This window comes from Actinoplanes couchii (assembly GCF_016862075.1).
In the GTDB taxonomy this organism is placed as follows: domain Bacteria; phylum Actinomycetota; class Actinomycetes; order Mycobacteriales; family Micromonosporaceae; genus Actinoplanes; species Actinoplanes couchii.
The window spans coordinates 1-23,096 of record NZ_BOMG01000100.1; the positions used below are offsets into that span (position 1 = coordinate 1).

The 23,096-nt window shown below is 71.2% G+C and carries 21 protein-coding genes; 8 read left to right on the forward strand and 13 right to left on the reverse strand.

The window, feature by feature from the left end; translation table 11 throughout:
• Positions 1 to 858: 858 nt before the first annotated feature.
• On the reverse strand, positions 859 to 996 hold the full coding sequence (locus Aco03nite_RS40125) for a hypothetical protein (protein WP_203806011.1): 138 nt from the start codon (positions 994 to 996) through the stop codon (positions 859 to 861).
• Between the two features lie 2,802 nt (positions 997 to 3,798).
• Here Aco03nite_RS40125 and Aco03nite_RS40130 point away from each other — a divergent pair.
• Entirely contained in the window at positions 3,799 to 4,851 is a 1,053-nt protein-coding gene (locus tag Aco03nite_RS40130; RefSeq protein WP_203806013.1) for a YncE family protein, read from the forward strand.
• Positions 4,852 to 4,874: 23 nt separating this feature from the next.
• Complete coding sequence (locus Aco03nite_RS40135; RefSeq protein WP_203806015.1) at positions 4,875 to 6,245, forward strand: transaminase; 1,371 nt, start codon at positions 4,875 to 4,877, stop codon at positions 6,243 to 6,245.
• Positions 6,246 to 6,478: 233 nt separating this feature from the next.
• On the opposite strand, the gene Aco03nite_RS40140 is transcribed toward Aco03nite_RS40135, so the two are convergent.
• The gene (locus tag Aco03nite_RS40140) at positions 6,479 to 6,844 is read right to left on the reverse strand and encodes a winged helix-turn-helix transcriptional regulator (protein ID WP_239145837.1); all 366 of its coding nucleotides are present in this window, start codon (positions 6,842 to 6,844) and stop codon (positions 6,479 to 6,481) included.
• A gap of 63 nt (positions 6,845 to 6,907) precedes the next feature.
• Here Aco03nite_RS40140 and Aco03nite_RS40145 point away from each other — a divergent pair, with 63 nt between their 5' ends.
• Positions 6,908 to 7,582 (forward strand): NAD(P)-dependent oxidoreductase, encoded by a 675-nt coding sequence (locus Aco03nite_RS40145; protein WP_203806017.1) that lies wholly within the window; start codon positions 6,908 to 6,910, stop codon positions 7,580 to 7,582.
• Positions 7,583 to 7,704: 122 nt separating this feature from the next.
• Here the strand turns inward: Aco03nite_RS40145 and Aco03nite_RS40150 are convergent, their stop codons facing one another.
• Positions 7,705 to 8,970: an FAD-dependent oxidoreductase gene (locus Aco03nite_RS40150; protein ID WP_203806019.1), complete on the reverse strand. Its 1,266-nt coding sequence runs from the start codon at positions 8,968 to 8,970 to the stop codon at positions 7,705 to 7,707.
• A gap of 113 nt (positions 8,971 to 9,083) precedes the next feature.
• On the opposite strand from Aco03nite_RS40150, the gene Aco03nite_RS40155 reads away from it, so the two are divergent.
• Positions 9,084 to 9,851, forward strand: a complete 768-nt coding sequence (locus Aco03nite_RS40155; protein ID WP_203806021.1) for an isocitrate lyase/PEP mutase family protein — start codon at positions 9,084 to 9,086, stop codon at positions 9,849 to 9,851.
• Here the strand turns inward: Aco03nite_RS40155 and Aco03nite_RS40160 are convergent.
• Genes Aco03nite_RS40160 through Aco03nite_RS40175 form a run of 4 tightly spaced genes read right to left on the reverse strand, consistent with a single transcriptional unit; the run spans position 9,797 to position 12,879 of the window.
• The gene (locus Aco03nite_RS40160; protein ID WP_203806023.1) at positions 9,797 to 10,480 is read right to left on the reverse strand and encodes a GGDEF domain-containing protein; all 684 of its coding nucleotides are present in this window, start codon (positions 10,478 to 10,480) and stop codon (positions 9,797 to 9,799) included. The two genes, Aco03nite_RS40155 and Aco03nite_RS40160, sit on opposite strands and share 55 nt — an antisense overlap.
• A 53-nt stretch (positions 10,481 to 10,533) precedes the next feature.
• Positions 10,534 to 11,631: an o-succinylbenzoate synthase gene (gene menC, locus Aco03nite_RS40165; protein WP_203806025.1), complete on the reverse strand. Its 1,098-nt coding sequence runs from the start codon at positions 11,629 to 11,631 to the stop codon at positions 10,534 to 10,536.
• Positions 11,618 to 12,250: a MurR/RpiR family transcriptional regulator gene (locus tag Aco03nite_RS40170; protein ID WP_203806027.1), complete on the reverse strand. Its 633-nt coding sequence runs from the start codon at positions 12,248 to 12,250 to the stop codon at positions 11,618 to 11,620. Before Aco03nite_RS40170 ends, menC begins: the two co-directional genes overlap by 14 nt.
• On the reverse strand, positions 12,247 to 12,879 hold the full coding sequence (locus tag Aco03nite_RS40175) for a GNAT family N-acetyltransferase (RefSeq protein WP_203806029.1): 633 nt from the start codon (positions 12,877 to 12,879) through the stop codon (positions 12,247 to 12,249). The genes Aco03nite_RS40170 and Aco03nite_RS40175 overlap by 4 nt, the downstream gene beginning before the upstream one ends.
• Positions 12,880 to 12,975: 96 nt before the next feature.
• Between Aco03nite_RS40175 and Aco03nite_RS40180 the strand changes: the two genes are divergently transcribed.
• The gene (locus Aco03nite_RS40180; protein ID WP_203806031.1) at positions 12,976 to 14,064 is read left to right on the forward strand and encodes a M20/M25/M40 family metallo-hydrolase; all 1,089 of its coding nucleotides are present in this window, start codon (positions 12,976 to 12,978) and stop codon (positions 14,062 to 14,064) included.
• 47 nt (positions 14,065 to 14,111) lie between these two features.
• Entirely contained in the window at positions 14,112 to 14,372 is a 261-nt protein-coding gene (locus tag Aco03nite_RS40185) for a DUF3040 domain-containing protein (protein ID WP_275415953.1), read from the forward strand.
• Here Aco03nite_RS40185 and Aco03nite_RS40190 read toward each other — a convergent pair.
• Genes Aco03nite_RS40190 through Aco03nite_RS40210 form a run of 5 tightly spaced genes read right to left on the reverse strand, consistent with a single transcriptional unit; the run spans position 14,344 to position 19,180 of the window.
• A complete protein-coding gene (locus Aco03nite_RS40190) occupies positions 14,344 to 14,799 on the reverse strand; it encodes a hypothetical protein (protein ID WP_203806035.1) in 456 nt (151 codons plus the stop codon). The genes Aco03nite_RS40185 and Aco03nite_RS40190 overlap by 29 nt on opposite strands.
• Positions 14,800 to 14,810: 11 nt before the next feature.
• The gene (locus Aco03nite_RS40195) at positions 14,811 to 15,998 is read right to left on the reverse strand and encodes an ABC transporter permease (RefSeq protein WP_203806037.1); all 1,188 of its coding nucleotides are present in this window, start codon (positions 15,996 to 15,998) and stop codon (positions 14,811 to 14,813) included.
• Positions 15,995 to 16,714, reverse strand: a complete 720-nt coding sequence (locus Aco03nite_RS40200) for an ABC transporter ATP-binding protein (RefSeq protein WP_203806039.1) — start codon at positions 16,712 to 16,714, stop codon at positions 15,995 to 15,997. Before Aco03nite_RS40200 ends, Aco03nite_RS40195 begins: the two co-directional genes overlap by 4 nt.
• A 2-nt stretch (positions 16,715 to 16,716) precedes the next feature.
• On the reverse strand, positions 16,717 to 17,832 hold the full coding sequence (locus Aco03nite_RS40205; RefSeq protein WP_239145839.1) for an efflux RND transporter periplasmic adaptor subunit: 1,116 nt from the start codon (positions 17,830 to 17,832) through the stop codon (positions 16,717 to 16,719).
• Positions 17,833 to 17,890: 58 nt separating this feature from the next.
• On the reverse strand, positions 17,891 to 19,180 hold the full coding sequence (locus Aco03nite_RS40210) for an efflux RND transporter periplasmic adaptor subunit (protein ID WP_203806041.1): 1,290 nt from the start codon (positions 19,178 to 19,180) through the stop codon (positions 17,891 to 17,893).
• Positions 19,181 to 19,280: 100 nt separating this feature from the next.
• Here Aco03nite_RS40210 and Aco03nite_RS40215 point away from each other — a divergent pair, with 100 nt between their 5' ends.
• Positions 19,281 to 20,294 carry a response regulator gene (locus Aco03nite_RS40215; protein ID WP_203806043.1) on the forward strand — a complete coding sequence of 338 codons (1,014 nt, stop codon included), beginning with the start codon at positions 19,281 to 19,283 and terminating at the stop codon, positions 20,292 to 20,294.
• Here Aco03nite_RS40215 and Aco03nite_RS40220 read toward each other — a convergent pair.
• On the reverse strand, positions 20,266 to 20,886 hold the full coding sequence (locus tag Aco03nite_RS40220; protein ID WP_203806045.1) for a TetR/AcrR family transcriptional regulator: 621 nt from the start codon (positions 20,884 to 20,886) through the stop codon (positions 20,266 to 20,268). The genes Aco03nite_RS40215 and Aco03nite_RS40220 overlap by 29 nt on opposite strands.
• 67 nt (positions 20,887 to 20,953) lie before the next feature.
• On the opposite strand from Aco03nite_RS40220, the gene Aco03nite_RS40225 reads away from it, so the two are divergent.
• The gene (locus Aco03nite_RS40225) at positions 20,954 to 23,086 is read left to right on the forward strand and encodes a 2Fe-2S iron-sulfur cluster-binding protein (RefSeq protein ID WP_203806047.1); all 2,133 of its coding nucleotides are present in this window, start codon (positions 20,954 to 20,956) and stop codon (positions 23,084 to 23,086) included.
• The last annotated feature ends 10 nt before the right edge of the window (positions 23,087 to 23,096 follow it).

Sequence of the window (23,096 nt, forward strand, 5' to 3'; positions counted from 1 at the left end):
GGCGCTTCCGGCCTTTCCGCCTCTCCCGGCCGTCCTGGTGCTTCCGGCCCGTCCGCCCCTTCCGGCCCCCAAGCACAGCCCAGGCCCACCTCACCTGCTCCCGGAACTCCGCTGGCGTCGTCTGCTCGGCCGGATACGGAGCCGGCTGCCGGAGCGCAGGCATGGCCTGGTAACCCCGCATCGCCGGGCGCCGGGACATCCTGGTCCGGCGGCGGGCAGGCGTGGCCGGGCGAATCCGTCCCGGCATGGCCCGGCGAGATGCCCGGACCGGCCGAAGCCTGGCCCGGTGAGACCGGCGGATGGTCCGCCGAGGCCGTCGACGCCCCTGGTTGGCAGGACGCGGCCCGCCAGGCCCCGCCCCCGGTCTCCGGTGTTCCGGGTTCAACGCCGACTTCCGGCGGCCCCGGCTCATCCCAGGTCCCCGGTGGCCCAGGTTCACCCTCGGCCGCGGATGGCGCCCACTCACTACTTCATTCCGACATTTCCGGTACGTCGGGAGCCTCCCGCTTCGACCCCCATCCCCCGACCGGCGGCTCCGCTTTCCCGAACCGACCGCACCAGAACGGTGCCCCGTCGAGGGACTCCGGCGCCGACCCTAATCTCCCAGGCCTGTCATCCGAGGCCCCGTCGGCGAGCACGTCTCCGTGGGCCCCCATCAGCGGCCCACCGGCAACGCCCTTCCACCGTCCCGCAAGCAGCCAGGATCCGAGTGCGAGCCGACCACGCAACAACCTGACCAGCCGGGACACCGCCGCCACGGCAACGCCCCGACCGCAGCCCACCGAGACCACGGGCGCATCCCCGGTCAGCGATCCGGCGGACATGCCTCCGGCCTCGCCGGACGAGCGACCCCAGCACTCATCCGCCGAACACCCCGGGTTGCCGCACCCCGACCACCTCACCACCCATCAGGCCGGAGCCGGCAACCACGCAGACCAGCCCGACAGCGCTGCCCGACGACCCGGAGCCGGTGATCCGGCGGCAGACCAGCCGCACCCCACCGCAGGCGGCACCGCAGAGGCACCCGAGTCCACCGAGGATGCCCTGCTCACTGCCCCGAAGGCGACGGTCCGAGGAAGGTATCCCCTAGCCGGAACAGCAGATCTCCCCACAGTGCCGAACGAGGAGAACCCGCCCCGGCCCGACCCCGCGGTAAAGCAACCCAGCGACGCACCCACCTCAGGGCCCGCCACGGATGCACCCACCCCAACGGTGTCTGCGGCACTCACCCGGCCCGTGACTTCGCACGATGATGCGGACGACCCTGTTCGAGGACCGGCCGCCAGGCCCGAGCCACTCTCGAGTAGCACCGAGCCACCAACGAACAGCACCAGCGCGGACACCGATCCCGAACCGGCCGACCCGATCCAGGCAGATTCCGTCCTGAAGAACAGCCCCGAAAGCGACCCGGTCGAGAAAACCAGCCGATCCGAGCCGTCACCAGACCCGGCATCGAACGAGAACACCCCCGGACAACCCGAAGGGTCAGCGGCCGGAGGTTTCGTAGGCTCCTGGCCCGGAGGCTGGGGACGAACCGATCCCGCCACCCTGTGGCCAACAGCAGCCACCGCACCGGAAAAGTCCCCGCCCCCGTCGGCCACAACGGATCCCACGCCAACTTCCGCCCCCAGCCCAGCCGAGCCCAGCACCACCCATCCCAACATCACCGATCCTGGTACCGACAGGCCCGAGAGCAACAAGCCCGGTACCGACCAGCCTGGTACCAACCAGCCTGGTACCGACCAGCCTGGTTCTGGCAAACCTGATGCCAACAAGCCTGGTACCGGCAAACCTGAGAGCAAAAAGCCTGGTACCAGCCAGCCTGGCACCGAAAGTCCTAGTACCGAAGGATCCGACCTCAATAGCCCAGACCCCAACAGACCCGCCATTGACAGTCCTGGTACCAGCAAAGCTGGTACCGGCGGTCCTGGCATCGGTGAACCTAAGCTCGATGCGCCTCGCCCGGAGGGTCCTGGATTCGAAGGACCCCGATCCGACGGACCTGGTTCTAATGGACCTGGTTCTGACAGACCTAGTTCTGACGGACCTAGTTCTGACGGACCTGGATCAACCGGACTTGGATCAGACGGACCTGACTCAGACGGTCCTAGTACCGGCGGGCGCAGTCTGTCCATTCCGGCCCAACGGCGCCCCGCGGAGGACCAGGAGCCTCCCAGCGGCAATGCGTCACCGGAGCAGGTCGGAGCGGTTCAAGGATGGTTCGCGGACGTGGGAACCGCCTCAGGAGGCGCCAGCCCAGCCAACACGGCCCACACAGCCAGCGTTGCCCGCACAGACGATGCGGCCCACACAGTCAATGCGGTCAACACCACCGAAACCGTGACCACCGGCAACATCGAACGGACGGACGCTCCTTCGCCGGTGCATGGATCCGCGGCGGGTTCAGACTCCAAACCTAAGACCGGCACTGGGACTGGGACTGGGATTGAAGCCGGGACTGAAGGTAGGACTGAGACTAGGAACGGATCCGGGGCCGAAGGTAGGACCGAGGCTGGGACCGGGGTCGGGAGTGGGGCTTCGGGGTGGGGTGGGGTAGGAACGGCTGCTGGGGCTGAGGTACCGGTCGGTGGGGTGAGTGGTCCGTGGGGATCTTTGCCTCCGCGGGCAGAAACAGCAGCCGACAGCCACGGATCGCAGTGGGCCGTGAGGTCTTCCGGCCAACGGCCTGACGATCATGGGCAAGGTTGGCGTTCTCCGGTCGATCCCGGAGATGGAGGGCAAACTCCGGGCCCGGGTAGAGGCGACCAGCAAACGCCGGGCGGAATCGGAGGCAGTCCGCAAACGCCTGACGAGCACGGCGATGGCTGGCGAATGCAGGCCAGCTACGGCGATCGACAGCAAACCCCGGATGAGCACAGCGATGGACAGCCAACGCCGAGCGGGCATGGCGATGGACAGCCAACGCCGGATGGGCACGACGATCGGCAGCAAACGTCGGGTGGGCATGGTGATGGGTGGCCGGCGGCGGACGGGCTTGGTGCGGGGCGGCAGTGGGCTGCGGAACGGGGTGGGAGTGGGCCCTGGGCCGGGCGGCGCGACGAGGCTGACGGGTGGGGTGAGCAGGAAGCTGCTGGAGGTGCCGGAGCTTCTGGGAACTGGTCCGGGTCTTCGGGGGGTGAGTGGCCTGCCTCGCCGGCTGCCGGTGAGTGGCCTACCTCGCCGGCTGATGCCTGGCCGGGTTCTTCGGCTGCGGCCTGGCCCGGTTCTCCGGCTGGGGCTTGGCCTAGTTCTCCGGCTGGGGCCTGGCCTACGACGGATCCGTGGGCTCATGGGACGGGTGGTTCCGCCTACCCCCGGGGGCCGCAAGGGGACGGTGGCACGGAACCGGATGGCACGGCTGGAGGCTATCGCGCTTCCGGGCAAGGTAGTGCGATTGAGCGTGATGACGCCGCTGAGGAATTCGGCTGGGCTCATGGGGCTGCTGGATATCCCACTGGATCGAGCTATTCGAGCGAGTCCGGGTATCCCGGCGCGCCTGGTGGAACCGGGGATCCGAGCGGGTCCGGGTATCCCAGTGGGCCGGGACATCCCGGCGGGCCTGGACACCCGGGCGGGCCGGGACACTCTGGTGGGCCGGGGCACTCTGGTGGGCCTGGATATCCCGGTGGGCCGGGGCACCCCGGCGGGTCGGGATATTCCGGTGGGGGTGGGGGGAACGGCTGGGGTGAGGGGCCGGCCCCGGGTGAGGTGGAGAGGGCGCGCGGCGGGCGGAAGCGGCGGGTTGCTCTGGTTGCGGGTGGGGTTGTTCTGCTTCTGCTGCTTGCTGGTGGGGCCTATGTGGGGATTCGGTTCGCGGCGGATCGGGGGGCGGGGGGCGATACGGCTGGGCGGCCTGCTCCTACCGCTACCGAGAACGAGCCGCCTGCTGGTGGGCAACCCACTGCGCCGGCCACGGAACCGGCGGGGACTCAGGCTCCGGTTGTCAGTCTGGCGAAGCCTGTGGTTCTCGAGCAGATCAAGCTTGGGCGTGAGCCTGAGGGGATCGCCGTATCGCCGGACAATCGGACGCTCTACGTCGCTGATCAGGATTCCAAGGACGTGCACTTCGTCGATGTTCGGTCCAAGCAGGTCAGTGCGGTCAAGGTGCCGAACACTCCGCGGTTCCTTGCGCTCTCGGCGGATGGATCCCGGCTCTACGTCTCGCTCTTCGAGGATGACTTCACCGGGAACGGGATGGCGGTCATCGATACCGCCGGCAAGAGTCTTGTCAAAACCATTCGGACCGGGCCCCGGCCGTTCGAACCGGCTGTCGCGCCGGACGGGCGCGTGTGGCTGCCCATTCACAACGGGGCCCGGGTGGAGATCTACGACGACAAGACACTCACCGAGGCCGCCCGGATCTCGGTTCCGCCGAATCCGCACTGGATCGTTTTCACGCCGGACGGGAAGACCGCCTTCACCGCCAATCATGAGTCGAATCAGATCTCGGTGGTCAACGTGGCGGATCGGCTCGTACTCAAGAATTTCAAGGTCGGGAAATCACCGCACGCGCTGGCCGTCACGCCGGACGGGGCCAATCTGGTGGTCACCAACTACGACCTCGACACGGTGGAGGTCTACGACACCGGGAATCAGCGGCTGGTCCACAAGGTGAACGTGGGCAAGGAACCGCAAGCGGTGATGATCTCCTCGGACGGGAAACACGCCTACATCGTCAACGAAGGGTCGGACAACATGTCGGTCATCGATCTGAAGACCGGCAAGGTGGTGTCGGTGGTGAACGTCGGTGACAGCCCCCGGGTCAACGCGCTGTCACCGGACGGGCTGCGACTCTACGTGACGGACGGGCGGGGGAAAACGGTTACCGTTCTGCGAACCACTGAGGAGTGACGAATCCCTGGTAGCGTCGCGTCATGTCGACGGATTCCGGGATTTCTCGCGGTCTTCTCCACACGTTGTCGGGGCGCGAGCTGGCCACCTTCGCCGACCGGCATCAGCGGTCGCGGGCCGCCTACGACCGGGCGGACCACCTGTTCGGGCGGGTTCCGATGACGTGGATGAACAAGGCCGCCGGGCGGTTCCCGATCCATCTGGCGACGGCTCGCGGGAATCGGATCACCGACGTCGACGGCAACGAGTTCATCGACTTCGCTCTCGGTGACACCGGGGCGATGGCCGGGCACTCCCCCGCCCTGGTGGTCGAGGCCGTCACCCGGCGGATGAGTGATCTCGGTGGGCTCAGCACCATGCTTCCGACCGAGGACGCCGCGGTCGCCGCCGGGGAGCTGGCGCGCCGGTTCGGCGTACCACAGTGGAGTTTCGCCCTGACCGCGACCGACGCCAACCGGTGGGCGATCCGCCTGCTCCGGGCCGTCACCGCGCGTCCGAAGATCCTGGTGAACAGTTTCTGCTATCACGGTTCGGTCGACGAATCGCTGATCGTTGTCGGTCAGGACGGGCGCGGCGTGAGCCGGGAGGGCAACGTCGGCGCGCCTGTCGACGTGACTATGACGAGCCGGGTCGCCGAGTTCAACGATCTCGCCGGGCTGGAACGGGAGCTGGCGCACGGCGACGTGGCCGCGGTGCTGATGGAACCGGCGCTCACCAACATCGGCATCGTGCTCCCCGAGGACGGGTACCTTGCCGGGGTCAGGGCTCTGACCAGGAAATACGGCACCTATCTGATCAATGATGAGACGCACACGTTCTCGGCCGGGCCGGGTGGGGCGACCGCGTTCTGGGGGCTGGAACCGGACGTCGTCACGATCGGCAAGGCGATCGGGGGCGGGGTGCCGGTCGGGGCGTACGGCCTCAGTGATGATCTTTCGGAGGTTCTTCTCGGGCGTCCTGACCTGGACCTCGTCGACATGGGCGGGGTCGGTGGCACACTGGCCGGCAATCCGGTGTCGATGGCCGCGACCCGGGCCACACTGACCGGGGTGCTGACCGCCGAGGCTTTCGACACGATGATCGTCACGGCATCGGCGTTCGCCGACGGACTGATCAAAATCATCCGCTCGTACGATCTACCCTGGTCGGTCAGCAGGCTCGAGGCCCGGGTCGAGTACCGGTTCGCCGATCCGGCACCGCGCACCGGAACCGAGGCGGCGGCGAGTGCGGACGGTGAGCTGGAGGACTTCCTGCACCTCTATCTGGCGAACCGGGGTGTGCTGCTGACGCCGTTCCACAACATGGCGCTGATGTGCCCGCAGACCTCGATGGCCGACGTGGCGCGCCACCACGAGATCTTCGACGCGGCGCTCGGCGAGCTGACCCGCGCGTGAAAGCCGGCCGTCGGAGGGGTGGGGCCGGCGTGTGAAAGCCAGCCGGCGGAAGGGTCAGGCTGGCGCGTGAATACCGGCCGCTGGAAGGGTCAGGCTGGCGCGTGAATACCGGCCACTGGAAGGGTGGGGGCCGCGCGGGTTGCTGGGCGCGGGGTGGCGGGGGAACCGGCTGGTCAGCGAGAGAACCGGCTGGTCAGCGGGAGAACCGGCTGGTCAGCGGGAGAATCGGCTGGTCAGCGGGGGCGGTAGGACTCGCGGGCCTCGATCAGTTCCGGCAGGTGGGTGCGGCACCAGTCGCGGGCGGCGTCGATCAGGGTCAGCAGGCTGCGGCCGAGCGGGGTCAGCTCGTACTCGACGTGTGGTGGATTGGCCGGGAACTCGCGCCGGACGACCATGCCGTCGCGTTCCATCGCCCGTAGCGTCTCGGACAGCACCTTTCTGGTGATCGTCCGTAACGGGACCAGCAGCTCACCGAAACGGCGCGGGCCAGGCTCCAGGCAGATCACGATCATCGCGGTCCACTTGTCGCCGATCCGGAACGGCAGCATCGTCGTCGGGCAGACGGGATCGAACACCGGGCCGCTCTCGGTCGCCGTCACGATGCCCACCGTAACGCCGGTACCGTTGCGGTAACCAGGGGGCACGCGGTTAGCGTCCGGGCCATGAGCAGCTCCGACAGTTCAGCGATCGTCGTCTTCGGCGCCGGCGGGCGGGCCGGGCGGGCGATCACCGCCGAGGCGCAGCGCCGTGGGATCCGGGTGACCGGGGTGGTCCGGGATCCGGGCGGGCATCCGGGGCTCACCGCCGACCGGGTCGTCGCCGGTGACGTTCTCGACAGCGCCTCGGTGGCCGCCCTGGTCCGGGGGCATGGGGCGGCGGTTCACGCGGTGTCGCCCGCCTCCGGGCCGGAAGCATTGCAACGACTCGGGGTGCTGGACGACCGGTTCTTCGTCACGGCTGCGGGGGCGCTGCTGGCGGGGTTGGAGTCGTCCGGCGTACCACGGCTGATCGTGATCGGTCTTTTTGCCAATCTCGTCGATGCCGGGGGCCGGCCGTTGTTCGAGGATCCCGCGGTGTTTCCTCCGGAGTTGCGGCGGTTCGCGGTGGCCCACACCGCTGGGCTGGATCATCTCCGGGGCGCCGGTTCTCCCGTCGACTGGCTGATGCTCACCCCGCCGGGCCGGTTGAGCCCGGACGCGCCTCGGACCGGCGGGTATCGCACGGGTGGGGACCGGGCCGACGGGGTGACACTCTCCTATGCGGACCTGGCGGTGGCGGCTGTCGACGAGATCGTCAGCCCCGTCCACCATCGGACCCGGATCGCCGTCTTCGACTGAACGTGAGCCGGTCGTTGACTGAACGTGAGACGGTCTGCGGAAACGGGACGGGCGGGAGTCAGCGGAAGCGGGGCGAGGCGAGGCGGGACGGGCGGGAGTCAGCGGGACGGGACGGGACGGAGTCAGCGGAAGCGGGACAGGGCGAAACGCGGGTCGGGGGCGGCGTCGCCGATGGCCAGGGCCGCGGCCGTCTCGCCGGTCAGGGCCGCGAACTTGGCGCCGTGGCCCGAGCACGGGGAGGCGATGACCAGCGGGCCCACCCGGTCCAGGATGAAGTCCTCGTCGGGGGTGTTGGTGTAGAGGCAGCTCGCCTCGGCCACCGGGGCCGGGTCCAGGCCGGGCAGGAACTCCCGCACGAACCGGGTCACGATGTCCCGGGACGCCGGGTCGATGACACGGTCCCGGCTGGTGGCGGTGGTCGGGCGGCCGCCGTTGTGCTGGGCGACCTTGAACGCGGGCTCCGGGCCGCCGTCGGCGCCGGACGGCAGGCCGTAGATCTGGGTATCGGCGTTCTTGTAGACGAAGACCGGCCAGTCCGGCGACGGGTCGATTCGGGTGAAGTGGAAGACCTGCTGCTGGGTGACGGTCAGCGCGGGCAGGGTCAGCGGCAGGCCGGGTGCCAGGTCCGGCAGCCACGGGCCGGCCGCGATCACCACGGTTCCGGCCGTGATCACCGGGCCGGCGGAGGAGGTGTGCCGACGCGTTCCGGCATCGGAGGTGGTGTGCAGGCGCGTTCCCGCATCGAAGGTGGTGTTCAGCCGCGTTCCCGCGTCGGAGGTGGTGTTCAGCCGCGTTCCCGCGTCGGAGGCGGCGTGCAGCCGCGTTCCGGCGTCGAAGACGGTGTGCAGACGCGTTCCCGCGCCGGACGGGACGATGCTCGTAACCCGGGTGTTGTCGAGAATCGTGGCGCCCAACTCCCCGGCCCGGCGGGCGAAAGCGGCCACCGCCACGTCAGCGTTCACGTGACCGGCCTGCGGATGGTGCAGCACCTGGCCCTCGAAACGCATGCCGGGCCAGCGTTCGGCGGCCTCCCCGGCGGACATCAAGGTCGACACGATGCCCTCGGCGGCCAGCTTCGGGGGCAGGGCGGCCACGTTTCGGCCGGCTCCGTGGTCGACGGCTCCGGTCAGGCGTACCAGCGCGGTGGAGGTGTCGTCCTCGGCCCGCGACCAGGAGTCGAACGCCCGGCCGGTGAGCCGCAGGTAGAAGGGGTCGTCGTAGACGCGGCGGACGATCCGGGACGTGCCGTGTGAGCTGCCGTGGGAATGGCCGATCGGGTAGGCCTCGATCAGCGCCACCGGGACTCCGCGGCGGGCCAGGGCCCAGGCGGTGGCGGCACCGGTCAGGCCCGCGCCGACGACCGCCACCTCGACGTCGATGTCACTCACCGCGACCGCCCGGGATCCCGTCGGTGCCGCCCCGCCGGCGGGTGATCTTGCGCTCGTCCATCCGCTCATTGTGTCCGAGGCCCCGGCGGCGGCGGGTGTGGGAGGGTGGGGTCATGGGCTTTCGTGACTTGCACTCGGCCGGGATCTTCCTCATGCCCAACGCCTGGGACGTCGGTTCGGCGCGGATGCTGGAGGCGGCCGGTTTCCCCGCGGTGGCCACCACCTCGTCGGGGCTGGCCGCCAGCCTCGGCAAGCTGGACCAGCAGGTGACCAGGGACGAGCTGGTCACCCACGTGGCGGCGGTGGCGTCGGCGCTGACCGTGCCGTTGAGCGTCGACGGGGAGCGGCTGTTCGACGACGTCGCCGGGACCGTCGATCTGCTGGCCGGGGCGGGCGCGGCCGGGGTCTCCATCGAGGACTACGACCCGGTTCTCGATCAGGTGGATCCGATCGAGGTCGGTGTCGAGCGGGTCGGGCAGGCCGCCGAGGCGGCGAAGCGGCACGGGCTGGTGCTGACCGCGCGGGCCGAGAACCTGCTGTACGGGCAGACCGATCTGGACGACACCATCGCGCGGCTGATCGCGTACCGGGACGCCGGCGCGGACGTGCTGTTCGCGCCGGGTCTGGTGGCCGCCGAGGACATCGAGCGGGTGGTGACCGCGGTCGAGGCGCCGGTGAACGTGCTCGCGTTCCCGGGCACCCCGAGCGTGCCGGAGCTGGCGAAACTCGGGGTGCGCCGGGTGTCGGTCGGTGGGTCGCTGGCGTGGGCGGCGTACGGCGCGCTGCGGGACGCCGCCATCGAGCTGCTGGAGTCGGGGACGACGACCTACCGGTCCCGGGGGCTCTCCTCCAGCGAGGTGGAGGCCGCGTTCCAGCGCTGATCGTTGTCGGCCAGCGCGAGACCGGCACGGTGCAGCAGCGCGACGGCGTCGGTCTCGCCCGGTTCGGCGACCGCGATGCCGAAACCGGCGCGGGGCTGCACCATCAGGTCACCGATCGGGACCGGTTCGCGCATGGCGGCGCGGATCCGGGCGACCACCGCGTCCGGCTGGGCCGGGTCGCCGATGTCCTGCAGGACGATCGCGAACAGGTCGCCGCCGAGCCGGGCGACCAGGTCGGTGCCGAGGACGTTGGACCGCAACATCCGGCCGTACGCCCGGCGCAGTTCGTCGCCGTAGTCGGAGCCGTCCAGTTCGGTCAGCACCACGGCGACCGTTTTCGGCCCGCGCGCGTTGCGGGCCAGCGCCACGGACAGCCCGGTGTGCAGGCCGCGCCGGTCGAAGAGCCCGGTCAGCGGGTCGCTGGCCGGTTCCGGCAGGGCCACCTTCGGCTTACGGAGCCGCCAGGTGACCACCGCCGCGATCGCCGCGAGCACGGTCAGGTCCAGGATCAGCAGGATCAGCTCGGACTGCTCCGGCATGCCGATCACCTCGGCGTCGGCGTGCACCGTGATCAGAGCCGCGGACAGGCCGATGGCCAGTAGCAACGTGATAGGTCCGGGTCGGGACATCGCACCTCCCATGCAGGTTTTCCCGGGCCGCCTGATCGGTGGCCCGGGGCCCGTCATGAGAAGTTCTCGGCGCGAGTCGTGTGCGCGGCCACAAAATCCGGATCGATGTCAAAACCCAGACCGGGCCGCTGCGGTACGCCCACCCAGCCGTCCCGGCAGACGACCGGCTCGGTGGTGACGTCGCGGGCCCAGTACTTGTCCGAACCGGAGACGTCGGACGGGAGCGTGAAACCGGGCAGGGCGCTGAGGGCCACGTTGGCGGCCCGGCCGACGCCGAACTCGTGCATGCCACCGCACCAGACCGGGATTCCGTGCCGGACCGCCAGGTCGTGGGCCCGTACCGCCCGGGTCAGGCCACCCATCCGGGAGACCTTGATGTTGACGATCCGGGCCGCTTCCAGGTGCAGTGCGGTGGCCAGGTCGCCGATCTCCTCGATCGACTCGTCCAGGCAGATCGGGGTGGTGATCCGTTTCTGCAGTGCGGCGTGGGCGAGCAGATCCCGGGGTGTGTACGGCTGCTCGATCATCAACAGCCGCCGTTCGTCGAGCTGTTCAAAAATGGACATCTCCTCCGACGGGTAGGCACCGTTGGCGTCGACCTGAAGTCCCAACTCCGGATATCTCGCCTTTACCGCCTCAACCGGTTCGACATCCCACCCGGGCGCGATCTTGAGCTTGACCCGGCGATACCCCTCGGCCACCCGCAGCCCCACCTGCTCGACCAGGTCGTCGATCGTCGGCTCGATACCCAGCGACACCCCCGCCTCGACCTTCGCCCGCTCGCCCCCGAGAGCCGTCGCCAGCGGCACACCCCTCGACCGCGACCACAGATCCCACGCGGCCATGTCGAACCCGGCCCGGGCGAACCAGTTCCCGCGCACCACGGGCAGCTCGGACGGATGCTCCCACGGCGTGCGCAGCAGCATCGGCGCGAGATGGTCCCGGGCCACCGCCCAGCAGCTCTCCACCGTCTCGGCGCAGTAGAACGGGCCGCTCGGCGACGCGATCTCGCCCCAGCCGGCCGCCCCGTCGCTGTCGATCAGGGTCACCAGGATGTGTTCGAGTTCCCGTTTGGCGTGCGAGCTGGTCCGGAACCGGTGCACCAGCGGCAGCCGGACCCGGCGCAGTTCGACACGGTCAATCCTGAACATCGTGCTCCACGTACAGTCCGAGACCGGCCGCCAGCGCGTCCCGTTCGCGCAACCGGCGGCCGGCGCCCTTGGAACTGGCGATGGTCAGCGTGGCGAGCAGGTGCAGGGCGAGCACGACCGAGGTGGGCGAGGTGGCGTAGGAGGCGCTGTCGGCGCCGATCACGATGCCGGCCGCGGCCACCCCGGTCAGCGGAGCGCCGTCGGCGTCGGTGATCAGAACGAGCTGCCCGTCGTTGCGGGCCCAGGTCTCGGCGATCTCCACGGTCTCCCGGCGGTACCGCGCCATCGACACGGCGATCAGCAGGTCACCCTGGCGGACGTCGCTGAGCACGTCCAGGGCGCGCAACGAGCCGTCGCCGATCAGGTGCACACCGGAGAGCCCGGCGCTGAGGTCGGTGGCGAGCATCGACGCGTAGGCGAGGGACTTGCCGTACCCGAGCAGGAACCGCCGCCGGGCCGACACGATCAGGGCGGCCGCCCGCTCGATCTCGTCGTGGTCGGCGGCCCGGGCCAGCGCCTTGTCGAACTCGGTGCGCTGCTGGTCCAGGACCCGCTGTTTGAGGACCCGGGCCGAGCGCCGCTGCACGTGCCTGTCGAACCGTTCCGACGGGCTGGTCACGACCCGGCCTCGAACGTGTAGACCACCCGGCCGTCGCGCTGATCGACCCCGGTCAGACGGCCGCCGGCGGCGAACCGCTCGCGCAGCCCGGTGCGCAGCCGGGAGCGGGAGCCGGCCGGCGCCTCCACCGGCGGGAGCGGGGCGCCGGGTTTGCGGGCGTGCCACAGGTCCCAGCTGACCAGCACCCGGTCGGTGTCGTCGCCGTAGTAGTCGGGCAGGAACCGGATCCCGGCGGCGCCGAGGACGCCCAGGTTGAAGTGGGCGTTGCGGATCGCATACGGATCGAAGGTCCAGCGCATGGTCCGCGCGCCGGTCGCCCGGGCCACCGTCGCCTGAGCCTGTTTCAGCAGCCGGCCCACCCCACGGCCCTGCGCTTCCGGGGCGACCACGGCGGCCTGCGAGTAGTGGTAGACCTCGCCGTTGTCGACGGCGGAGAACCCGTAGCAGAACCCGACCACGGTGTCGCCGGCGAGCGCCCCGATGACCGAGCCGGAGTTCTCCCGCAGGGCGGCGAGCAGCCGGGGGCTGACCCCGAACTCGGGTTGGGTGTAGCCGAAGACCGAGCGGTAGAGCGCCGACCCGGCAGTCCATTCGGCCAGCCCGGACAGCTCGCGGACGACGACTTCCATGAGCGCCCCCTGGGCAGAGATACGAATCGTATGACCGCCATCGTGTCAACATCAGCGCTCGTTGACAACGCATTCACCGAGACTTAGCGTTCGCATATGTTGGAGGCGTTGCATCGTTACACGCTGCTGGAATCGCCCACCGGAGACGCCCGGGCGCTGGCCGCGCTCGCCGCGGTGCTGGAGGCGGACGCCGCGCGGGCCGGTCTGCACACCGCCCGCGAGCCGCATCCGACCGGTGACCACCTGATCTGGTCGCTGCCCGGCCGGGGCGTCACCGGCCCGCCGCTGCTGCTGCTCAGCCACTACGACACCGTGTGGGCGACCGGCACCCTGACGGAGATGCCGTGGTCGGTGCGGGGTGACGTGGTGCGCGGGCCGGGGGTCTACGACACCAAGGCCGGGATCGCCGTCCTTCTCGCGGCGGTCGCCGCGCTTTCCGAAGATCAAGTTCCCCATCCGCCGGTACGGGTGATCGTGGTCGCCGACGAGGAGATCGGCTCGCCGACCGCGGGTGACCTGGTGCGCGCCGAGGCGGCACAGGCGTCGGCGGTGCTCGGCCTGGAGCCGCCGCACCCCGGCGGGGCGCTGAAGACCGGCCGCCGGGGCAGCACCCGGGCCCGGATCACGGTGACCGGGGTGGAGGCGCACGCCGCCCTCGACCCGGACGCCGGTGTCAGCGCCATCGACGAGCTGGTGGATCAGCTGGTGCGGGTGCGGTCGCTGGTGTCGGACCGCCCGGTGCTGCTGAACACCGGAACCATCGCCGGGGGCGGCCGGACCAATGTGGTCGCCGGCCGGGCGCACGCCGACCTGGGGCTACGGTTCACCGATCCGGCCGACGAGGAGGCGGTGCTCGGCGCGCTGCGGGCCCTGGAACCGGTGCGCCCGCGGGCCCGGATCAGCACCGAGCTGCTGTCGCACCGGCCCACCTGGCGGCCCGGTCCGGCCGGGGACGCCCTGCTGGAGCGGCTGCGGGTGATCGCCGCCGGGATCGGGCAGACCCTGGAGGGCCGGCCGGCCGACGGCGCCGCCGACACGAACACCACCGGGGCGCTGGGCCGCCCGACCGCCGACGGGCTGGCGCCATGGGGCGGGGGCGCGCACGCCCGTACCGAATGGGTGTCGTCGACCGGCATGTCCACCCGAAAAGAACTACTGACGTCGATATTGACATCGCTCGTTTAACTGGGCAGACCCTGGGTATCCCCCGGGCGGCCTAGGGGGCATTCATGATGAGTGATGAAGATCGCCGTGTGATAGCCGAACTGGAACAACGCATCCTGCTCAGTGACCCGGACTTCGCCCAGCGGATGGCCACCGGCCCGCGCGAGGTGCGGTTCCCGGCCGTGTCGGTGCTCTGCGCCGGCCTGTTCATCCTGGTCCCCCCGGTGATGCTGCTGTTCGGCTGGCCCGGTCTGATCATCGTGGTGGACCTGTTCATCGCCGCGCTGGTGGCGGTCGTCCTCAACCGGCGGTCACCGCGGTCGCCGTGACGATCCCCTCCGAGTCGGCGACACCCTGCACGGTCACCGTGATCCCGGCCAGCAGCTTGTCCAGGGTGACCACCTGACTCAGCTTGACCGTGGTGGAGTCGCCGGTGCGCACGGTGACCGTCTCCCCCGCCTCGGTCTGCACGTAGAGGGTGGTGCCGTCGACCAGCTTGACGGTGCCGGTGGTGCCCCGGCCCGGGGCGGGACCGGGCATCCGCTCGGCGGCCACGGGCGCTTCGGTGGGCGTACCCCAATGGCGGTTGGCTGCTATCCCGCCCAGGAAACCACCGATCAGCAGAGCCACCCCGAGCAGGCCGATCGTGGTCCGGTTCCACCAGCGGCGCGGCGCCACGGCGGCCAGCTCCTCGGTCAGCTCGGGCGGGGTCCCGGAACGCGGCAGGACCTCGGTCTCGTGGTCGGTGGAAGTCACGGCTCGGGCCCCTATTCGTAGCGGAATGCGTCGATCGGGCGGAGGCGGGCGGCCCGGGCGGCGGGCAGGCCACCGAAGAACAGGCCGATCACCACGGACACCCCCAGGGCGAGCACCACCGAACTGGGTACGATCACCGGCTGCACGCCGACGATCGAGAACCGGCTGCCGATCATCGCGGCGGCCACCCCCAGCCCACCGCCGATGACGCTGAGCAGGGTGGCCTCGATCAGGAACTGGGTCAGGATCACCCGGCGGGGCGCACCGAGCGCTTTGCGGATGCCGATCTCCCGGGTCCGTTCGGTGACCGTGACCAGCATGATGTTGGTGATGCCGATGCCACCGACCAGCAGACTGATCGCGGCCACCGCCCCGAGCAGGGTGGTGAACGTGTCGGCGGTCTCGGTCTGCGTCTCCAGCAGCTGGGAGGCGTTCTGGATGCGGTAGGTCGCCGAGCCGTCGCTGCCCGCCGGAACCCGCTGGTTCAGGACCGTGGCGATCTGCGACTGGACGGTGTCGACCTTCGCCGCGTCGTCCGCCTCGACCAGGATCGAGCTGAGCGGCCCGTACCCGGCGAGCACCTGCCGGACCGCGCTGATCGGGGCGACCACGGTGTCGTTCGCGTCGCCGAACCCGGTCGCGCTCTTCTCCCCCAGCACCCCGGCGATGGTGAACAGCGCCCCGCCGACGGTGACCTGCCGGCCGACCGGGTCCACACCGGAGAACATCTCCTCGGCCACCGTCTGCCCGATCACCAGCACCCGGCGGGCCTGCGCCTCGTCGTCGGCGGTGAACGCGGCGCCGGACGCGACCGGGAAGTTGGCGGCGGCGAACCAGGTCGCGGTGGTACCGACGAACGAGGCGACCTCGTGCTCGGCGCCCTCGTAGGTGAGCGTGGCCGAGGTGCTGACCACCGGCGACACCGACTTGACGTCCGGGGCGAGCATCGGATCGTCGAGGGCGTCGGCGACCCGCACGGTCAGGCCGCCGTCGCCCCGGCTGGTGCTCATCACGGTCAGCGTGTTGGTGCCGAGCGCCTCGATCCGGCTCGCGACCGCCTGCGCCGACCCGTTGCCGACCGCCACCAGCAGGATCACCGCGGCGACACCGATCAGGATGCCCAGCATGGTCAGCGCGGACCGCAGTTTGTTGGTCCCGATCCCGCGCAGCGCGAACCGGACGATCTCCGCGAAGTTCATCGCGCCACCACCGCCGCGTGCCGCCCGGTCGGCCGCTGCGGCGCGTCCGAGGAGATCCGGCCGTCGAAGAGCTTGACCAGCCGGTCGGCGCGGGCGCCCACCTCCTCCTCGTGCGTGATGAGCACGATGGTCCGGCCGGTCGCGTTCAGGTCGTCGAGCACCGCCAGCACCTCCTCGGTGGCGTGGCTGTCCAGGTTTCCGGTCGGTTCGTCGGCGAGCAGCAGCGCCGGCTCGGTGACCAGCGCGCGGGCCACCGCCACCCGCTGCTGCTGGCCGCCGGAGAGCTGATTCGGCTCGTGCTCGGCCCGGTCGGCCAGACCCACCAGATCCAGGGCGGACATCGCCCGGCGGTGCCGTTCGGCGGCCTTCATGCCGGAGTACGCCAGAGGCAGCTCGACGTTCGCGACCGCGCTGGTCCGGGGGATCAGGTTGAACGACTGGAAGACGAAACCGATCAGCCGGTTCCGGGCCAGGGCCAGCTGCTCGTCGCTGAGTTCCCGGACGTCCACCCCGTTCAGCAGGTAGCGGCCGGTGGTCGGCACGTCCAGGCAGCCCAGGATGTTCATCAGCGTCGACTTGCCGGAGCCGGACGAGCCCATCACCGCGACGTACTCGCCCGCGTCCACCGACAGGGTCACGCCGTCGAGGGCGCGGACCTCGGTGTCGCCGCGCCCGTACACCTTGGTCAGTTCCCGGACGTCCAGCACCGGCCGCATGATCAGCGCCCGCCCGTGCCGCCGCCGGGTGGCCCGCCCTGGCCGCCGCCACCGGGGAATCCGCCGGTGCCGCGGCCGGTGTTCCCGGTCGTGGCCACGGTGGTCTCCGGGATCACCACCCGTTCACCGGCGGTCAGCCCTTCGGTGATCTGCGACGCGTCGTCCCCGGCCAGCCCCACCGTCACCGGGCGGACCTCCCGGGTGCCGGCCGCGGTGAGCGTGGTGACCGACCGGCGGTTGCCGGTGCTGGTGATCGCCGCCGGGTTGACCATGACGGCGTCCGCGACGGTGCCCGTCACCACCGACACGCTCACCGTCTGACCCGGCTTGGTCCCGGCCGGCGGGGTCGGCAGGCTGATCGTGACGCCGTAGGTGACGACGTTGTTCGTGGTGGTCGCGGTCGGGTCGACGGCGACCACCTTGCCGGTCGTGGTGGCGCCGCTCAGCGCGTTCCACACCACGGTGGCGGTCTGCCCGGCCTTCAGCTCGGTCGCGGCGGACTCCGGGAACGCCGCCGTGATCTGCAGTTTCGTCAGATCCACCAGGTCCACGAACCCGCCGGTGGTGCCCTGCCCGGAGACCGTCGACGACCCGCCGAGACTGCCGTTGATCGCGACCACGGTGCCGGCCATCGGGGCCAGCAACCGGGTGCCGGCCACCGCGGCCTCCGCCTCGTCCACGGCGATCTCGGCCTCGGCCACCGCGTTCGTGGCGGTGCCGGTGTCGGTGGCCGCGATCTCCGCCCGGTCCAGGGAGGCCTTCGCGGCGTCCCGGTTCGCCCTCGCCAGGGCCAGGTCGCGCTGCGCGTCGGTGGGGTCGACCCGGGCCAGCAGCGCGCCGGCCGCCACCGCCCGGCCCACCTTCGCGCTGATCTGGGTGACCGTGCCCGCCGTGGTGAACGTCGCGGTCGCGGTGGCGGCACTGGCCACCGCCCCGTCCGCGGTCACCGTGCGGGTCACCGTGCCCTGCGAGACGGTCACCGTGCGGATGCCGGACGCACTCGCCCCGGTCGTCTCGGAGGTGTCCCGCAGCAGGGTCCAGCCCCAGACCCCGGCACCGACGATCAGCAGGGCCAGCAGGGCGTTCACCGCCGTACTGGGGCGTCGAAGCGCTTTCACACCGACATCATGCCTTCCGGGCGGTTCGTGTCGCTCACAATCGGAAAGGGTTCACCCGTCACCAGGACCGGACCACCCGGTCGCCCTCGGCCAGGCCGTCCAGGATCTCGGTGTACTGGTCGCCGCGCAGGCCGACGGTCACCAGCCGCTCCGACGAGCGGCTGCCGCTGCGCAGCAGAACCGTGCCGGCGCCGCTGGACACGTCGTGCACCGCCGTCGACGGCACCCGCAGCGCCGCCGCCACCTCACCGGTCCGTACCTTGACCTGGGCACTCTGGCCGAGCAGCAGGTCGCTGGGCGACTCGGCGAAGGAGACCAGCACGCCGTAGCGGACCAGGGTGCCGTCCGAGGTGCCGACCGGGTCGACCTGCACCACCCGGCCGGACCGGATCACGTCCGAGTCGGCCAGGGTGATCGTGGCGCTCTGCCCCGGTGTCAGCGCGCCCGCGTCCGCCTCCGGAAATTCGGCACGGACCTGCATGGTGTACGTGTCGGCCAGGCTCACGAAACCGGAACCCCCGCGCACCTGATCGCCGACACTGCCGGAGACCGCCACCACGGTCCCGGCGATCGGCGCGGTGATGGTGGCGCCGGATTTCGCCTTGGTGGCCTGCTCCACGGCCCGGGCGGCCCGGTTGATCTGCTGCTCGGCGGCGAGGATGCCGTCGTTCCCCCGGGCCGGGAAGCCCTGGGTGGCGCAGGGAGTGGCGGCCGCCCTGCGACCGGCGGGGCGGGGCATGATCTCGTCGGCGCTTTCGGTGGCTGTGGCGCTGGCGCTTTCGGTGGCTGTGGCGCCGGCGCTTTCCGGGGCGGGCGTGGACAGGATGATGACGTCGTCCGTGATCACCGCGTCGGTGGCGGCAACGGCGGGGGTGGCCGCTGGAATGGCCGCCGGGGTGGCGGCGGTGCGGGCCGGGCGGGCGCAGGTCGCGGCGCTGGCCGTCGCGCGGACGTCGGCGGCGGTCGCCGTGCCGAGCCGGGCCCGGGCCTCGGTGAGCTGGGCGTTCGCGTCGCTGACGGCGTCGGTCACGTCGGTGCCGTCCAGGGTGGCCAGGGTCTGCCCTTTGACCACCCGGTTCCCGGCGCGGACCGGCACGGTGGCGACGGTGCCGTTCACCCCGAACGCCAGGGTGCGGGTGGTGGCGGGCTCGACCGTGCCGGTGGTGGCGACGTCCAGGGTCACCGCACCCCGGTCGGCGACCGCGACCACCACGGCGGACACCGGGACCTGTCGCTGCTGGCCGAGCGCGAGGATCACCCCACCGGAGACCGCGGCCAGTACGACGAAACCCGCGCCGATCCACCGCACGCGCCGATCACGCCGCCGATCGTCCGATTCGTCGCTCATGTAGATGAATTGTGACGGGCGGTGCGGGTCATTCGTACCGAAAAGCGGGTTTGATCTCTAAAGGGCGATCAGCGGTGGAATCGCTTCGTAGAGTGAGGGCGTGCCGCTGACCGGTTACCGACCGTGGTCCGTGAAGGCCCTGCTCCGGACGGGTGTGACGCTCGCGCTGCTGGGCGTCGTCGCGGTCGGTTCCCTCGGGGTGCTGCGCAACGGCGTGACGCTGCGGCAGGAGGCCGCCGTGCGGGAGTCGGTGGCGACCCTGGACCGGATCGGTGCGGTGCAGGCCCTCTCCGACGTCGCACTCTTCCGGGCGGGCGCCGCCGGGCTGGATCCGGCGTATCGACTGAACCCGGCCGGGGACGTCGCCACGCTTCGTAAGGCCCTCGCCAGGGTCCGGGAGCGCGAACAGGTCCGGCTGGACCGGCGGCTCGGCGACCTGCGGGGCGAGGCCCGGACGACCCGCTGGCTCATCGGCTGGGCCACTGTCGCCGTCGGTCTGATCGTCCTGACCGGCGCGCTCCGGCTGCGGCGCCGGCTCACCCCGGCCACCGGAACGCCGCCGCCGTCCCCGTCTTCAGGTGTGTCTCCCCCTTCAGCCGCGTCTTCGTCTCCGGCGCCGCACACGCGGTCGCTGCTGGTGCTGGTCGCCGAGGACGATCCGGTCGATCAGCGGCTGGACCGGCGGCTGCTGGAACGGCTCGGGCACCAGGTGGTGACCGTCGGGGACGGGGAGGCCGCGGTCGAGGCCGTGCTGCGGGACCGGTTCGACCTGGTGCTGATGGGGTCGGGGCTGCTCGTGCTGGACGGTCCCGCCGCCGTTCGGCTGATCCACGCCGACCCGCCGTCGCGCGGGCTGCCCCGGATCGTCGCCGTCTGCTCCGACGCCGGTGAACACGAGGAGTTCGTCACGGCGAAGGTGGACGGGGTGCTGGCCCGGCCGCTCGACGCCGGCGAGCTGGAGGTCATGCTGGCCCGGTCGGCCGCCTTCCGGGACGTGCGGGCGGCCGCCCCGGACATCCGCACCTCGGACGACCCGGACGGCAGCGCCTCGGACGGCCCGGCCGGCGGCGCTGGGGACGGACTGGTCAGCGGTCGCCGAGCAGGTAACGGGTGACCATGTCGACCAGTTCGCTCTCGAAAGTGGGCACCGGAACCCGGCCCGGGTCGGCCATCAGCTTGTGCGTGTTGATCTCGACGGTGAACAGGATCAGGTCGGCGGCAACGGCCACGTCCCCCACCCGGACGTCGGGATGGCGGGTCAGCAGGTCCCGGATCTGAGCCGTCCGGGTCCGGCCGTGCCGGTCGATGGTGTCCAGGAGCTCCTGGGAGAGCGGCGCCTCCTCGATCATGATGCGCAGCAGCTGCGGGTCCTCGCTGTGGTTGTCGATCGCGTCGCGGACCAGCGCCCGGACCGTGGCCCTCAGGGTGCCGGGCGCCAGGTCCAGGTCGGTGGCCGAGGTCCAGGTGCCGCGGTCGATGTGCCGGATCAGCAGCTGGGCGAGGATGGCGTCCTTGTTCGGAAAATACTGGTACAGCGAGCCGATCGAGATGCGGGCCCGCTCGGCGATCCGGTTGGTGGTGCCGGCCGCGTAACCGTGCTCGGTGAAAACGTGAGCAGCGGCGGTCAGGATCCGATCCCGGGTGAGCTCGGCGCGGACCTGGCGGGGCTCGCGACGTGGCTGAAGACGACGGTCGGCCGACGGCATCCAGGGACCTCCGGGACTGGGTGAAAGCGAGTAGCCAAATAGCTGAGCTATTACTCACAATAGTGCAGTGAGCAGCAAAAACAAGAGCATCCTGACAACCGTGCAGCAGGTCGAGGCGGTCGTCGGCCGGCCCGCGGCGGTGGTCATGCGCAAACAGATCAGCGCCCTCGACGACGGCTGCCGGCTGATCCTGGAGCGCAGCCCGGTCGCGGCGCTCGGCTACCGCGACGGCGCGGGCGTGAGCACGACGGCCTTCGTCGGCGGCCGGCCCGGATTCGCCCGGATGGCGTCACCCACCCGGATCGTGTTCGACCTCCCACCCGGCGCGCGCGGACCGGTCTCGCTGTTCTTCCTGCTCCCCGGGGTGGGCGAGGTGCTGCGGGTCAACGGGACCACGACCGGCGCCGAGGTCACCGTCGCGGAGGCATTCGTGCACTGTGCGCAGGCCGTGCTCCGGTCCCGGCTGTGGCAGGCGCCCGCCCCGGCGGCGCCGGCGCCCGCGGTGCCCGGCGACGGTCCGCTGGCCGGGCCGGGAGTGGCCCGGTTCCTGGCCGCCGCGCCGTTCCTCGCCGTCTCCACCTGGGACGGCCGGGGAGGCAGCGACACCAGCCCGCGCGGCGACCAGGGCGCGGTGGCCCGGATCCTGGACGGGCGCACGCTCGTCATCGCCGACCGCAAGGGCAACAAACGCGCCGATACGCTGCACAACCTGCTGTCCGACGACCGGCTCTCGATGGCGGCGCTGGTGCCCGGCCGGGGCGCGGTGCTGCGGCTCCGGGGACGGGGCGCCCTCACCGACGATCCGGAGTTGCTGGCGACCCTCGCCCTGCGCGGGATGCCACCGCACGCCGCGCTGGTCGTCGATGTCGAGCACGCCGAGGTGTCCGAGGGCGGGGCGGTGACCGAGGCGCGGCTGTGGTCACCCGGTGGGCACGTCGTCCCCGGTGAGATGCCGGACATGATGGTGCTCGCGTCCCGTCATCTGGCGGCCGGGACCAGGCGGGGCGGTGGCCTGCTGCGGGCGGTGGCGGCGATCCCCGGGATCGACCGGCTGCTGAATCGGCTGATGGCCGGGGCGTACCGGTCCAGCTTGCGCAAAGAGGGGTACGCCGACGGGACGCTGCGGGAGGTGCGGGTCGCGGCGGTCCGGCGGGAGACGCCGAGCGCGGTCACCCTGGTGCTGGCGGATCCGGCGGGCGGGACCTTCGACTTCCGGCCCGGCCAGTTCTTCACACTGGTCACCGAGGTGGGCGGCAAACCGGTGCGGCGGGCCTACTCGGCGTCGTCGGCACCCGGCTCGAAGCACCTCGAAGTCACGGTGAAACGGGTCGAGGGCGGCCTGTTCTCCACCCACGCCCACCGGCTGCGCGCCGGGAGCAAGCTGGCGCTGCTGGGCCCGTCCGGCACCTTCCACCTGCACCCGTCGAGTCCGTCGGGGCCGCGTCCCCCGACGCTGTCCGGGCCGCTTCCCTCGGAGCCGGCGGGACCGATCTCCACAGCGCAGGCGGGACCTTTCTCCTCAGCGCAGGCAGGGCCGTCGGGGTCCTTCCGCCCGGAATCCGCGGTGGACGTCGTGCTCGTCGCGGCGGGCAGCGGGGTCACCCCGATGATGAGCATGATCCGGGCGCGGCTCGCCGGTCCGGAGCTCGGCCGGACCGCCCTCCTTCTCAGCAACCGCGACGAAACGGAGATCATCTTCGCGGCCGAGCTGGCCCGCCTCGCCGCCGGGAACCCGGACCGGCTGTCGGTCACCCACGTCCTGACCCGCCGGGACGGGCGGCTCGACGCGCCCGGCGTCCGGCGCTGGCTGGCCGAGGTAGCACCCGCCGAGGACGCGCACTACTACGTCTGTGGTCCCGAACCGCTGATGGACATCGTCCGGTCCTTGGCGCCTGACAAAAAAGTGCACAGCGAGCGGTATGCCGCGGGCCCGGTCACGGTGGCGACCGAACCGCAGGAGATGACCGTACGGGACAGCGGTGTGATGGTGGGCTCCGCCACGGTCGAACCCGGTCAGACCCTGCTCGACGCGGGGCTCGCCGCCGGGCTGCCGATGCCGTATTCGTGCACCGCCGGGGGCTGCGGCGAGTGTGCGGTCCGGCTGGTCGAGGGCGAGGTCACCCGTACCGAATCGGACGGCACCGTGCTCGCCTGCGTGACCTGTCCCCTCTCGGCGGTGAAACTCGATATCGGAGCCTGAGGCCGCCACC

What these genes read in the sequence shown, in the direction of transcription:
- Aco03nite_RS40135 (WP_203806015.1), top strand. Translation starts at nt 4,875, where the DNA reads ATGTCGACGGATTCCGGGATTTCTCGCGGTCTTCTCCACACGTTGTCG.
- Aco03nite_RS40145 (WP_203806017.1), top strand. Translation starts at nt 6,908, where the DNA reads ATGAGCAGCTCCGACAGTTCAGCGATCGTCGTCTTCGGCGCCGGCGGG.
- Aco03nite_RS40155 (WP_203806021.1), top strand. Translation starts at nt 9,084, where the DNA reads ATGGGCTTTCGTGACTTGCACTCGGCCGGGATCTTCCTCATGCCCAAC.
- Aco03nite_RS40160 (WP_203806023.1), bottom strand. Translation starts at nt 10,480, where the DNA reads ATGTCCCGACCCGGACCTATCACGTTGCTACTGGCCATCGGCCTGTCC.
- menC (WP_203806025.1), bottom strand. Translation starts at nt 11,631, where the DNA reads ATGTTCAGGATTGACCGTGTCGAACTGCGCCGGGTCCGGCTGCCGCTG.
- Aco03nite_RS40175 (WP_203806029.1), bottom strand. Translation starts at nt 12,879, where the DNA reads ATGGAAGTCGTCGTCCGCGAGCTGTCCGGGCTGGCCGAATGGACTGCC.
- Aco03nite_RS40180 (WP_203806031.1), top strand. Translation starts at nt 12,976, where the DNA reads ATGTTGGAGGCGTTGCATCGTTACACGCTGCTGGAATCGCCCACCGGA.
- Aco03nite_RS40185 (WP_275415953.1), top strand. Translation starts at nt 14,112, where the DNA reads ATGAGTGATGAAGATCGCCGTGTGATAGCCGAACTGGAACAACGCATC.
- Aco03nite_RS40195 (WP_203806037.1), bottom strand. Translation starts at nt 15,998, where the DNA reads ATGAACTTCGCGGAGATCGTCCGGTTCGCGCTGCGCGGGATCGGGACC.
- Aco03nite_RS40200 (WP_203806039.1), bottom strand. Translation starts at nt 16,714, where the DNA reads ATGCGGCCGGTGCTGGACGTCCGGGAACTGACCAAGGTGTACGGGCGC.
- Aco03nite_RS40210 (WP_203806041.1), bottom strand. Translation starts at nt 19,180, where the DNA reads ATGAGCGACGAATCGGACGATCGGCGGCGTGATCGGCGCGTGCGGTGG.
- Aco03nite_RS40220 (WP_203806045.1), bottom strand. Translation starts at nt 20,886, where the DNA reads ATGCCGTCGGCCGACCGTCGTCTTCAGCCACGTCGCGAGCCCCGCCAG.